General features: G+C 53.7%; 10 protein-coding genes. 7 read left to right on the top strand and 3 right to left on the bottom strand.

Features of this window, described 5'->3' with window-relative positions; all coding sequences use genetic code 11:
• Positions 1-292 precede the first annotated feature (292 nt).
• Complete coding sequence (locus B8P98_RS25065) at positions 293-1,315, top strand: LacI family DNA-binding transcriptional regulator (protein WP_025714396.1); 1,023 nt, start codon at positions 293-295, stop codon at positions 1,313-1,315.
• Between the two features lie 105 nt (positions 1,316-1,420).
• On the opposite strand, the gene B8P98_RS25070 is transcribed toward B8P98_RS25065, so the two are convergent.
• Positions 1,421-2,173 carry an oligogalacturonate-specific porin KdgM family protein gene (locus tag B8P98_RS25070; RefSeq protein WP_025714395.1) on the bottom strand — a complete coding sequence of 251 codons (753 nt, stop codon included), beginning with the start codon at positions 2,171-2,173 and terminating at the stop codon, positions 1,421-1,423.
• A gap of 517 nt (positions 2,174-2,690) precedes the next feature.
• Here B8P98_RS25070 and paeA point away from each other — a divergent pair.
• From paeA to araC, 4 genes are all read left to right on the top strand, one after another.
• A complete protein-coding gene (paeA, locus tag B8P98_RS25075) occupies positions 2,691-4,028 on the top strand; it encodes a polyamine export protein PaeA (RefSeq protein ID WP_025714394.1) in 1,338 nt (445 codons plus the stop codon).
• Between the two features lie 200 nt (positions 4,029-4,228).
• Positions 4,229-5,461 carry an oligosaccharide MFS transporter gene (locus B8P98_RS25080; protein ID WP_025714393.1) on the top strand — a complete coding sequence of 411 codons (1,233 nt, stop codon included), beginning with the start codon at positions 4,229-4,231 and terminating at the stop codon, positions 5,459-5,461.
• Positions 5,462-5,479: 18 nt separating this feature from the next.
• The gene (locus B8P98_RS25085) at positions 5,480-7,489 is read left to right on the top strand and encodes a beta-galactosidase (protein ID WP_080898075.1); all 2,010 of its coding nucleotides are present in this window, start codon (positions 5,480-5,482) and stop codon (positions 7,487-7,489) included.
• Between the two features lie 30 nt (positions 7,490-7,519).
• Positions 7,520-8,392, top strand: coding sequence for an arabinose operon transcriptional regulator AraC (gene araC / locus B8P98_RS25090; protein ID WP_064317695.1), 873 nt, complete (start codon positions 7,520-7,522; stop codon positions 8,390-8,392).
• A gap of 61 nt (positions 8,393-8,453) precedes the next feature.
• Here araC and B8P98_RS25095 read toward each other — a convergent pair whose 3' ends face one another.
• A complete protein-coding gene (locus tag B8P98_RS25095) occupies positions 8,454-8,660 on the bottom strand; it encodes a DUF1107 domain-containing protein (protein ID WP_002886707.1) in 207 nt (68 codons plus the stop codon).
• A gap of 323 nt (positions 8,661-8,983) precedes the next feature.
• Between B8P98_RS25095 and B8P98_RS25100 the strand changes: the two genes are divergently transcribed.
• Positions 8,984-9,541, top strand: a complete 558-nt coding sequence (locus B8P98_RS25100) for a YtfJ family protein (RefSeq protein ID WP_025714390.1) — start codon at positions 8,984-8,986, stop codon at positions 9,539-9,541.
• On the opposite strand, the gene cysQ is transcribed toward B8P98_RS25100, so the two are convergent.
• Entirely contained in the window at positions 9,531-10,274 is a 744-nt protein-coding gene (gene cysQ, locus B8P98_RS25105; RefSeq protein ID WP_012543098.1) for a 3'(2'),5'-bisphosphate nucleotidase CysQ, read from the bottom strand. The two genes, B8P98_RS25100 and cysQ, sit on opposite strands and share 11 nt — an antisense overlap.
• A gap of 192 nt (positions 10,275-10,466) precedes the next feature.
• Between cysQ and cpdB the strand changes: the two genes are divergently transcribed.
• A complete protein-coding gene (gene cpdB, locus B8P98_RS25110) occupies positions 10,467-12,410 on the top strand; it encodes a 2',3'-cyclic-nucleotide 2'-phosphodiesterase (RefSeq protein ID WP_025714389.1) in 1,944 nt (647 codons plus the stop codon).
• Positions 12,411-12,418: the final 8 nt, after the last annotated feature.

Here is a 12,418-nt window from a genome sequence, read left to right on the forward strand (position 1 = left end):
GTTAACTCCTTACAAATTTCAACAGATAAAGATGATAAACTCTCTTTCTTGAAATCGATTGCAGGAACGATTGCAAGTGAATTGAAATGTCTTCCCTTTACTCCACAAGATCAAGGGGACTCAGCGAATAAATGCAATTGGAATCACAAAAATGGGCGGGTTAAAAGTTTATCAAGTTACATTACGTGATCTATTTCCCACATTGCGTCTGGCGCTCCTCCACGCCATTTAAGTTGCGTGGAAGAAATAACTACGAATACAATCGCAACTGAATTTAAACAGGAAATCGGTCATGGGAAATCAATCATCTCCAGAGCACAATGGAAGAACCATTACGATGCAGGATGTGGCTCGCGCCGCCGGCGTGAGTGTTTCAACTGTTTCGCGCGTGCTGGATGAACGTCTCCCCCCGTCCCGCAGCCCTTCGGCTGAAAAAATACGGGAAGCGGCGAAGCAGTTGGGCTATCGACGTGACTACGTGGCGTCCAGTTTGCGCCGTGGCGATACGGGCACGATAGGCGTACTGGTCCCGCGATTGACCGATACCGTCACGGCGATGTTCTATGAAGCAGTCTCTCAGGCCGCCGCGCGTCAGGGCTATTTCACGGTGGTGGCAACCTGCGGCAACGATCCAGACACGGAAGAGCGCGCCACACAATCTTTACTGGATCGCCGGGTCGATGGCCTGATCCTCTCCACCTGTCGCCTGGATGACCGCCTGCCTCAGCAATTGCGGGAGAAACAGATCAACCATGTTCTGGCGCTGCGTACCGACGGTATCAGCCCATCCGCTATTGGGGATGACGAACTGGGAGGCTATCTGGCGACCCGCCACTTACTGGATCTCGGCCATCGGGAAATCGGCATTATTGCCGGGCCCAATTTTTCATCGAGCACCTTAAACCGGCAAAAAGGATTTTTGCGAGCCATGCAGGAAGCGCAGGCCGAGGTGAATCCGCAATGGTGGCGAGATTCCGACTTTACCATTGTGGCCGGTGAAAACGCCGGTTATGAAATCCTGAATAGTCCGGCGCGCCCCAGCGCCATTTTCGCCGTCAATGATGACCTGGCGATCGGCGTGATGGCGGCGGCACATCGACTCGGGCTGGAGATAGGCCGCGACGTTTCGCTGGTAGGTTATAACGACATTCCGTTAGTTAGTCGCCTGCCGATCCCTTTGACCTCCGTGAAGACACCGCTCGATCAGCTTGCCAGCCATGCCGTTGAATTACTGCTAAGTCATCATGTGGAAAACCCCCAGCGCTACTCGTTACCCACCCTGATTCCGCGCGCTTCCACGCGGCCTTATCGCTAAGCGGCGCACGTTCCCGACCCGAAGGCGTGCCAGGGCCGGGAACGTATTCAATATAATTCCGGAAAATGTCAGTAGATATTGTTTCCCGCTCGTCAGGGCGAGATTTTATAGCGTAAACGTCATGCCGATACGATATCGTGATTCTGAAATTTTATTTTTGCCATCATGGTAACCCTGTTTATCAAGATAATCATATTCGATATAGGGACTAAACCACTCATTCCATTTATAGCGTAGCGTTACGGCATTTTCTGTCGCCGAAGATTTATCATTATTATATTTATAGTCATCGTTGACATGTCGATAGACCGTGCCTTGATACAGGGCACTCCATTGGGCATTAAATTTATAATTAACATATAAATCCAGGCGGTTGACGCTGTCCTGATGTGACTCACCGACGCTATTAACCGTTTCGTAAGTGTTGTAGTCATAGCGATAACGGAGTCCAAAGGTGAGATCGGGAGTCGCTTTATAGTTAATGCGAAAATAAGGACGTAGCTGGGTGCCTTTACTGCTCCAGTGATAGATACCGCCTGGCTGCAAGGCCCATTTTTCAGCGAATGGCCAGCTATAGTTAACCTCTATTTCATTGTAATCGACGGTACTGTCGCCAAAGGAGTGGGACGCATCCGTTTTATCAGTGCCATTTTTTCCCTGATGGTTATTTTTGTTGTTTTTATTATCCATTTCCATACTCGCCCACCAGCCATTCTGCCACCCCTGACTCACTTTATAGCGGGATTCATAAGAGTGACTTCCCGCCCGATATCCGCCTCTGACATCGAAAGTCAGCGCGTGGCCGGCGGCAGGTAACCCCAGGGCGACACATACGATCAAAGCTATTTTCTTATGCATATTTTATCCCTAAAATTAATCATTTTTAAATGAAACGGAAAATAATATGACGGTATTTAAATATGTTAAAATGAATGTGAAATCGTTTGCGGTATCGTTTTCAAACGTGATTATCATTCTATTACTGAAGTGAGGTGGTCAAGCCGCTAAAAATACCAATGCTATTCTCATCACACATTTCCCCCGGTTTTTATCCTGGCGTATGCATTTTTGTGATCCACTCCGCGCCCGTTATTACCGCGGCCGGGCGGCACTTTCCTCTGGCCGCACCGCCTTTTCCGGTGAAAATAACCCGTTGCGCCCTGTACGCATAAGTACGCTTTTACTACGACCTCTCGTGGTGAGATAACCGCGTAATTAACAATGATTAATCAATGCTCTGGCGATTTTGCTGACTGTTACGCTATACTAGCCTCTGAAATTGCCCGCCTGCGTCTGTGAGCGGGTGTTCAAGTAGCTTCCTTATAGTTCGATCAACTTCCCTTCCGAGGATCTGGCCTCAACGGTCAGAAAAGATATGTTAAACAGTATTTTAGTAATACTCTGTCTGATAGCCGTCAGTGCTTTTTTTTCGATATCGGAAATCTCACTGGCCGCCTCACGTAAAATCAAACTGAAACTGCTGGCCGATGAAGGCAACGTCAACGCACAGCGGGTGCTGAAGATGCAGGAGAACCCGGGCACCTTCTTTACCGTCGTGCAGATTGGCCTCAACGCCGTCGCCATTCTTGGCGGTATTGTGGGCGACGCGGCTTTCTCACCGGCGTTTCATAGCCTGCTCAGCGGGTATATGTCACCGGAGCTCTCCGAGCAGCTGAGCTTCATCATCTCTTTTACCCTGGTCACCAGCTTGTTCATCCTGTTTGCTGACCTGACTCCGAAACGCATCGGTATGATTGCGCCCGAAACTGTGGCCCTGCGCATCATCAACCCGATGCGCTTCTGCCTGTTAGTCTTCCGCCCGCTGGTGTGGTTGTTTAACGGCATGGCGAATATGATCTTCCGCATCTTTAAACTGCCGATGGTGCGGAAAGACGATATCACTTCCGACGATATCTATGCCGTGGTCGAGGCTGGCGCGCTGGCCGGGGTACTGCGCAAGCAGGAGCACGAGCTGATTGAGAACGTCTTCGAGCTGGAGTCCCGTACCGTTCCTTCCTCCATGACCCCGCGTGAAAGCGTCATTTGGTTTGATTTACATGAAGACGAGCAGAGCCTGAAAAATAAAGTGGCCGAGCACCCGCACTCAAAATTCCTCGTCTGTAATGAAGATATCGACCACATTATCGGTTACGTCGATTCCAAAGATCTGCTGAACCGCGTGCTGGCGAACCAGAGCCTGGTGCTGACCGGCGGCGTACAGATCCGCAACACGTTGATCGTGCCGGACACCCTGACCCTGTCGGAAGCGCTGGAAAGCTTCAAAACCGCCGGGGAAGACTTCGCGGTGATCATGAATGAATACGCGCTGGTGGTCGGGATCATCACCCTTAACGATGTGATGACCACCCTGATGGGCGACCTTGTCGGCCAGGGGCTGGAAGAGCAGATCGTCGCCCGCGATGAAAACTCGTGGCTAATCGATGGCGGTACGCCGATTGATGACGTGATGCGCGTGCTGGATATCGACGAGTTCCCGCAGTCCGGGAACTACGAGACCATCGGCGGCTTTATGATGTTTATGCTGCGTAAAATCCCCAAACGCACCGACGCGGTGAAGTTCTCCGGCTATAAGTTTGAGGTTGTGGACATCGATAACTACCGTATCGACCAGCTGCTGGTGACCCGCATCGATAACAAGCCAACGGTGCTGGTGCCCAAGCAGGCGGAAACGGCGGAAAGCCAGAACGCCTGAGCCTCACCTTTTCTCTCTCAAGGGCGGATGACCATCCGCCCTTTTTTTATGGCCCGAATGTGAAGCGGCTCACGCCCCTCTGCCGATAGCAGATTACTCCTGCTCGATAGCGAAACGTTCATGACTCCCCAACGCGCAAAAAGGTAACGTTGCTCGCGTCTACACGATCATATTCCTGAATAAAGGAAGCGAGGGTTACCATGATAACGTCAAATAAAAATTACTTTATCAGCTGTCTGTTTTTCCTGTTCTTCTTTATAGGCTGGGGATGCTGCTACCCCTATTTATCACTGTGGTTGACGGAAACCATCGGTATTAACTACACCGACGTCGGCCTGGTCTATTCTTTCACCGCCATTGTCGCCGTCTGCGTTCAGCCATTATTCGGCTTCATCTCCGATAAACTGGTATATCGTAAGAATCTGATGTGGATGCTGGCGATTATTATCACGTTATTCGCCCCTTACTGGATTTATGTCTTTGCTCCCCTGTTAAAAATAAATGTGTTCCTCGGCGCGCTGGCTGGCGGCCTTTATATTGGCATGGCCTACGGCGCAGGCTGCGGGATTTGCGAAGCCTACATTGATAAAGTCAGCCGCGCCTCCGGCTTCGAATTTGGCCGGGCGCGGATGTTTGGCGGCATCGGCGCCGCGATCGGCACCTTTGCGGCAGGAAAACTCTACGGCATCGATCAGAACATGATTTTCTGGTTGGCCAGCGGCGCAGGCGTCTGCCTGCTGATCATTGTCTGGAAAATGCAGATCAACGCCCACCCGCAGCAGGGGTTGCTGTCCGGCAAAGCCTCGCCGGTTACCCTCCACGATGCCGTCTCGCTGTTGAAAATTAAAAAATTCTGGTTCTTCGCCCTCTATGTCATTGGCGTCGGGGCGGTCTATGAAACCTATGACCAGCAGTTCGCTATCTACTACAGCCATTTCTTTGAGAGTAAAGCCCGGGGCGCAGAAGTCTTCGGTTATTTAACCACGGGTCAGATTTTCCTTGATGCCATCGTGATGTTCTTTGCGCCATGGTTCGTGAATAAAATCGGTCCGAAAAATGCGCTGTTATACTGCGGGCTGATTATGAGCTTGCGCATTATCGGCTCCGCATGGGCTATTGGCCCGGTCTCCATTAGCCTTATTAAACTCCTCCACGGTTTTGAAAGCTCGGTGCTCCTCGTCGCGGCGCTAAAATATATTACCGCTAACTTTAACCCTCTGCTGTCAGCGACCGTTTACTTAATTGGCTTCCAGTTTTCGAAAAGCTTTAGCTCTATTTTTCTCTCGACCGGCATCGGCCATATGTACCAGAGCATGGGCTTTACCAGTAGCTATATCGTACTCGGCGGTATCGCGCTGTGCTTCACGCTTATTTCTTTTATTACGCTGGATAAAGCGCGTGTCTTCTCTTCACAACCAGTGCCCGCGAATTAATGTCAGGAGGTAGTGTGTATGTCTCATTTATTTTATGGCGTGGCGTATTACGATGAATATATGCCGGAAGATCGGCTGGCTAAGGATATCGCCTTAATGCGCGAAACCGGCATTAACGTGGTGCGTATTGCCGAGTCCACCTGGAGTACGCTGGAACCTGAAGAGGGCCAGTACAATTTCTACCATATCGACCGGGTGCTCGAGGCGATGCATGAGGCCGGCATTGCGGTCATCGTCGGGACGCCCACCTACGCGGTACCGGCCTGGCTGGCGGCGAAACATCCCGATATTCTGGTCACCACCGTCGTGGGGCAGCAAAAATATGGTCCGCGGCAGATCATGGATATCGTCAATCCGACCTTTCGCCGCTATGCCGAAAAAATTATCCGCACGCTGATGGCCCATGTGCAGCACCATCCGGCGATTATCGGCTGGCAACTGGATAACGAAACCAAGCATTACGACAATATTGGCCGCTATATGCAGGAGGGCTTCGTGCGCAGCCTGCAGGAGAAATATCCTGACCTCCGGCAGCTGAATCGCGATTTCGGCCTGGATTACTGGAGCAACCGTATTGACCGCTGGCAGGATTTTCCGCCGGTGGAGAACACCATCAACGCCAGCCTCGCCTGCGCCTTTTCCCGCTATCAGCGCCAGCAGGTCACCGAGTATCTGGCCTGGCAGGCGGCCATCGTTCGGGAATACGCCCAGCCGCACCAGTTCGTCACCCACAACTTCGATTTTGAATGGCGCGGTTACTCTTACGGCGTGCAGCCGCGGGTCGACCATTTTGCGGCGGCGCAGGCGCTGGATATCGCCGGCGTCGATATCTATCACCCGAGTCAGGCGCACCTGACCGGACGGGAAATCGCCTTTGGCGGCGCCATCACCCGCTCGCTTAAGCCGGGCCAGAACTACTTCGTGCTGGAAACCCAGGCACAGGGCTTCGCCCAGTGGACCCCGTTCCCGGGCCAGCTTCGTCTGCAGGCATTCAGCCATATCGCTTCCGGCGCCGCCATGGTCTCCTACTGGCACTGGCACTCGATTCATAACGCTTTCGAAACCTACTGGAAAGGGCTGCTCAGCCACGACTTCTCGCGCAACCCAACCTGGCAGGAAGCCACCACTATCGGTGCCGATTTCGCTCGCCTGTCGCCGCAGCTGGCGGAGCTGAAGGCCGAAAATGACGTCGCGTTGCTCATAAGCAATGAGGCGATGGACGCCCTCAATCACTTCCGTCCCGGCGATGCTGAGGGCAACATTTATAACGATATCTTCCGCCGCTTCCACGATGCGCTGTATGACCACAATATCAGCCTCGACATCATCCACGATGTGAACGAGGAAACCTCGCGCTACCGGGTGCTGATCGTTCCTGGTCTGTACGCCGCCGATGATGGCCTGCTAACGCGGATTAACGACTATATCGCCCGGGGCGGCAGAGCGCTGATCGGCTTTAAATCAGGCTTTAGCGATGAAAACGTCAAGGTGCGCAGCAGCGCGCAGCCGGGGATTTTGCGCCAGAGCTGCGGCGTCAGCTACAGCCAGTTCACCCTGCCGGAAGCGACGACGGTAAGCTCTTGCTGCGCAGAGATTGATTGCCGCAATGACAATCAGGCTGAGCTGTGGATGGAATTACTGACGCCCGACGACGGGACCCGCACCCTGCTGCGCTATCAGCATCCGGCATGGGGCGAATACGCCGCCGCAACGACGGCGGATTATGGTCAGGGTCGCGCCCTGTACGTTGGCTTTCTGCCGCAGAAGGGCCTGATTAGCCAGCTGTTTGATGTCCTGACGGCGGACCTCACGCTGAACTCGCGAACTTCCGCCTATCGCTATCCGTTAGTGGTTAAAAAGATGCGTAACCGCGCCGGAAAGACTATCCACTTCCTGTTTAATTACTCCGGCAAGGCGCAGGAGGTTATCAGCGAGACCGCGGGTACCGCGCTGTTGAGCGGGGAGGCAGTAGACGTCGGCCAGCCGTTGCGCCTCGAGGCCTGGGAATTTACTATCATCGAAAGCTAACGACGCGACGAGGCTCAGGTGGGAGAGAGAATGGAACTGGATATCAATGAGCTACTCAATTTCTCGCCATTGATGAAAACCTTTACCTTCAATGCCTGGGTCGTCGCGGGCTTCACGCCGATTACCCGCGGTTCCACACTGGACTACTACATTAACCGCCCGCAGGGGATGAAAGGTTACATCATTAACCTGACCCTGCGCGGCCAGGCGCGGGCGAAAGCGGGCGATGGCTTCCTGCTGTGCCGGGAAAACGATCTGCTGCTGTTTCCTCCTGGCGTTCCCCATCATTACGGCAGGGACGAACACAGCGAGTATTGGGACCATCTGTGGATCTACTTTATCCCCCGCCCCTACTGGATAGACTGGCTGAAGTGGGACCAAACCACCCACGGTATCGGCAAAACAACCATTAACGATCCCGACCAGCTCCAGCATCTGCGCGATCTGTTCTACGAAGTGATACGCCATCACTCTGCGTCCGTACCGCTGTCAGAAGCGCTGGCCATGAACGCGCTGGAAAGATTAATTCTCCGCTGTTTTCAGCAGCAGCCCATCAGCAATCGCCATGCCCACGATCCACGGATTAACGCCATCTGCGACTATCTTAACGCCCATATTGCGCAGGAGGTAAAAATCGAGACCCTGGCGGCGATGGTGTTTATCTCTCCTTCACGTCTGGCGCACCTTTTCAAAAATGAACTGGGGCAAACGGTCTATGCGTGGCGGGAAACGCAGCGCATCAACCGCGCCAGGTGGCTTATTCAAAGCACCTCGCTCCCGCTTAACAAAATTGCTTTATCGGTGGGCTACAGCGATCCGGTCTATTTCACCCGCTTGTTTCGTAAACATAACGGCATCCCACCGGGCGAATATCGCAAACGCTATGCGGAAATGAAGGGCTAAAAACATCAACGGCTCCCATCGGGAGCCGTCTTTTACCTACTACGTACTGCTACGTTTCAGGTTATGCCATCTCAGTTTGCAGACGCAACACCTGACGATTGACTTCGGACATCACTGACAGATGCAGCTTGTCCTTGACCTTCGGGATAAGGATTTTGCCCTTATCAAATTCAAATGCGCCAACGTCCTTGATGTACAACCGTCCACGAAACAGGATCTTCACGTACTTCGCCACTTGCAGCGGATTGTAGCGTTGGAAAATTTTCATTCTTCTCTCCTGCCAGGGTTACGCTCTTGTGGTGCCACAGTTAGCCCACGTCTCGGGAGCGCAAATTTTAATGCCCTAAAACTATAGTCCAGAATCTCAGAGGGACCCAGTATGTATAAGTTTATTTACCCTTTGATGACAATAATTCAGAATTTTCGTTTCAGACATACGATGAAGTAAGTATAAGTCGCCGTTTTTGTACGGATTTGTGCGTCAGCACGCAAACTGGCATCCTCATTGCGGGTAATCGTCGCCAATCGCACTTATGATTAAACGAGACCAAGTGGTCGGATCACCTGCACAATAATGATTAAGGATTCCGCATGACTCTACGTAGCATACTGGCCGCCTCGTTACTCCTCTTCCCGCTGCTGGCCTCAGCGCATAACTTTGTCGACGGCCAGCGCGTGGCGCCGGTCGGCGTCGCGGATCGGGGAGAACTTATTCTGGATAAGGATAATTTTAGCTATAAAAACTGGAATAGCGCGCAACTAGCAGGAAAAGTGCGGGTGGTCCAGCACATTGCCGGCCGCTCGTCAGCAAAAGAGAAAAATGCCAACCTGATCGAAGCGATTAAAGCGGCAGGTTTCCCGCACGATCGCTATCAGACCACCACCATCGTTAACACCGACGACGCCATTCCTGGCACCGGCATGTTCGTACGCAACAGCATTGAGAGTAATAAAAAGCTCTTCCCGTGGTCGCAATTTATCGTCGACAGCAACGGCCTGGTGCGAAAAGCCTGGCAGCTGGACGAGAAGAGCTCGGCGATCGTGGTGCTGGATAAGAACGGGCGCGTGCAGTGGGCCAAAGACGGTGCCCTCACCCAGCAAGAGGTGCAGCAGGTAATCGACCTGCTGCATAAGCTGCTTAATAAATAGAGACCCGGAAACCAGGGTTTAAGAAGGATTCACGCGGCGTGTAGTCGAGGGTTTTCCCCTGCCAGTCGTGAACATGCGCCCCGGCGGCGACCGCGACCGCATGGCCGGCGGCGGTGTCCCAGGTGCTGGTCGGCCCGAAGCGCGGATAGAGCTGGGCCTGACCTTCCGCCACCAGGCAAAACTTCAGCGAAGAGCCAATAGAGGTGGTCTGGTGCTCGCCCAGTTGCTCAAGATACTCCTGCAGCTCTGGATCGTTACCGTGGGAGCGGCTGATCACCACCAGCGGCGGACGGGCATCGCGAACCTGGATCTGCTTGCGCACGCCGCACTCTTCTTTCCAGGCTTTACCTTTTTCCGCGCTGTACATCACCTTCATCACCGGCGCATAGACGACGCCCAGCGTCGGCTTGCCGTTTTCGATCAGCGCGATATTGACGGTGAATTCGCCGTTACGCTTAATAAACTCTTTGGTGCCGTCCAGCGGGTCGACCAGCCAGTAGCGCTGCCAGTGCTGACGTACCTCCCAGGCCGGCGGGTCCTCCTCGGAAAGAACCGGGGTGTCAGGATCCAGCGCTTTCAGACCGCTGATGATGACGTTGTGCGCTGCGATATCCGCCGCCGTGACCGGAGAATCATCTTTCTTGCTGGCGACGTTGATCGGCTGGTTTCCATCGTAGACTTCCATGATGGCATCGCCCGCGTTCCGTGCAAGCTGACATACTTGTTCTAACATTCTCCACCTCGTCTGGTTACAGTGGCGTTAACTCGTTGTTTTATTTATATCGCATCACCGCGAGTTCCGCTATCTGTGATAACGATGGCGGTTTCTCTGCCCGCTTTTCTGGCAAGATTCACATTTCTGTAAGCAACAGAATATAAATACATTTTCTACTGTGCTATCGCTCATAAAAAAAGGACGCCTCTGATGATTAAGTTTAGCGCAACGCTCCTGGCCACGCTGATCGCCGCCAGCGTCAACGCCGCGACGGTCGACCTGCGGATCATGGAAACCACCGATCTGCACAGCAATATGATGGACTTTGACTATTACAAAGATGCCGCCACGGAGAAATTCGGCCTGGTCCGTACCGCCACCCTGATCGAACAGGCGCGGGCAGAAGCGAAAAACAGCGTGCTGGTGGATAACGGGGATGTTATCCAGGGGAGCCCGTTAGGCGACTACATGGCCGCGAAAGGGTTGAAAGAAGGCGATGTGCATCCGGTGTATAAGGCGATGAATACCCTGAATTACGCCGTCGGCAACCTGGGCAACCATGAATTCAATTATGGCCTCGACTTCCTGCATAAGGCGCTGGCCGGGGCGAAATTCCCCTACGTGAACGCCAATATCATCGATGCCAAAACTGGCAAACCGATGTTTACGCCGTACCTGATCCAGGATACCCGGGTCGTGGACAGCGATGGTCAACCCCATACTCTGCGCATCGGCTATATCGGTTTTGTGCCGCCGCAGATCATGACCTGGGATAAAGCCAATCTCAGCGGTAAAGTGACGGTCAACGACATTACCGAAACCGCGCGTAAATACATCCCGGAGATGCGCGCGAAAGGGGCTGATGTGGTAGTGGTGGTCGCGCACTCCGGCCTTTCCGCCGATCCGTATCAGGCGATGGCAGAAAACTCGGTCTACTACTTAAGCCAGGTACCGGGCGTTGACGCCATCATGTTCGGCCACGCCCACGCGGTGTTCCCGGGTAAAGACTTCGCCAGCATCAAAGGCGCGGATATCGCCAAAGGGACGCTAAACGGCGTACCGGCGGTGATGCCGGGAATGTGGGGCGATCATCTCGGGGTGGTCGATCTGGTGCTAAATAACGACAGCGGTAAATGGCAGGTGACGCAGAGTAAAGCCGAAGCGCGGCCTATTTATGACGCGGTGGCGAAGAAATCGCTGGCGGCGGAAGATAGTAAGATGGTGGCGGTGCTGAAAGCCGACCACGACGCCACTCGCGAATTCGTCAGTAAGCCGATCGGTAAGTCCGCCGACAATATGTACAGCTATCTGGCGCTGGTGCAGGACGACCCGACGGTGCAGGTGGTCAACATGGCGCAAAAGGCCTACGTCGAACACTATATTCAGGGCGATCCGGACCTGGCGAAGCTGCCGGTGCTCTCCGCCGCCGCACCGTTTAAAGTCGGCGGGCGTAAAAACGATCCGGCGAGCTTTGTCGAAGTGGAGAAAGGTCAGCTCACCTTCCGTAACGCCGCCGACCTCTATCTCTACCCCAACACCCTGGTGGTGATGAAGGTCAGCGGGAAAGAGGTTAAGGAGTGGCTGGAATGCTCTGCCGGACAGTTTAACCAGATCGATCCCACCAGCAGCAAGCCGCAGTCGCTGATCAACTGGGACGGCTTCCGCACCTATAACTTCGACGTGATTGACGGGGTGAACTACCAGATTGACGTCACTCAGCCGGCCCGCTACGACAGCGAGTGCCAGCTGATCCATCCGCAGGCAGAGCGTATTACGCACCTGACCTTCAACGGTAAACCTGTCGATCCGCAGGCCACTTTCCTGGTCGCCACCAATAACTATCGCGCTTACGGCGGCAAATTTGCCGGCACCGGTGAGAGCCATATCGCCTTTGCCTCACCGGATGAAAACCGTTCGGTGCTGGCGGCGTGGATAGGCGCGCAATCGAAGAAGGATGGCGCGATCCATCCGGCGGCGGATAACAACTGGCGTCTGGCGCCGATCCCCAGCAACACACCGCTGGATATTCGTTTTGAGACCTCACCAGGCGACAAAGCCGCGGCGTTTATCAAAGAGAACGCGCAGTATCCAATGCGCCAGGTGGCCACCGATGATATCGGCTTCGCTATTTATCAGCTGGATTTGAGCAAGTAATGCCTGTT

The organism is Klebsiella quasivariicola (assembly GCF_002269255.1).
GTDB lineage: Bacteria > Pseudomonadota > Gammaproteobacteria > Enterobacterales > Enterobacteriaceae > Klebsiella > Klebsiella quasivariicola.

Coding starts and splice junctions, on each gene's coding strand:
- B8P98_RS25070 (WP_025714395.1), bottom strand. CDS start 2,173: ATGCATAAGAAAATAGCTTTGATCGTATGTGTCGCCCTGGGGTTACCT.
- B8P98_RS25100 (WP_025714390.1), top strand. CDS start 8,984: ATGACTCTACGTAGCATACTGGCCGCCTCGTTACTCCTCTTCCCGCTG.
- cysQ (WP_012543098.1), bottom strand. CDS start 10,274: ATGTTAGAACAAGTATGTCAGCTTGCACGGAACGCGGGCGATGCCATC.
- araC (WP_064317695.1), top strand. CDS start 7,520: ATGGAACTGGATATCAATGAGCTACTCAATTTCTCGCCATTGATGAAA.
- B8P98_RS25080 (WP_025714393.1), top strand. CDS start 4,229: ATGATAACGTCAAATAAAAATTACTTTATCAGCTGTCTGTTTTTCCTG.
- cpdB (WP_025714389.1), top strand. CDS start 10,467: ATGATTAAGTTTAGCGCAACGCTCCTGGCCACGCTGATCGCCGCCAGC.
- B8P98_RS25085 (WP_080898075.1), top strand. CDS start 5,480: ATGTCTCATTTATTTTATGGCGTGGCGTATTACGATGAATATATGCCG.
- paeA (WP_025714394.1), top strand. CDS start 2,691: ATGTTAAACAGTATTTTAGTAATACTCTGTCTGATAGCCGTCAGTGCT.
- B8P98_RS25095 (WP_002886707.1), bottom strand. CDS start 8,660: ATGAAAATTTTCCAACGCTACAATCCGCTGCAAGTGGCGAAGTACGTG.
- B8P98_RS25065 (WP_025714396.1), top strand. CDS start 293: ATGGGAAATCAATCATCTCCAGAGCACAATGGAAGAACCATTACGATG.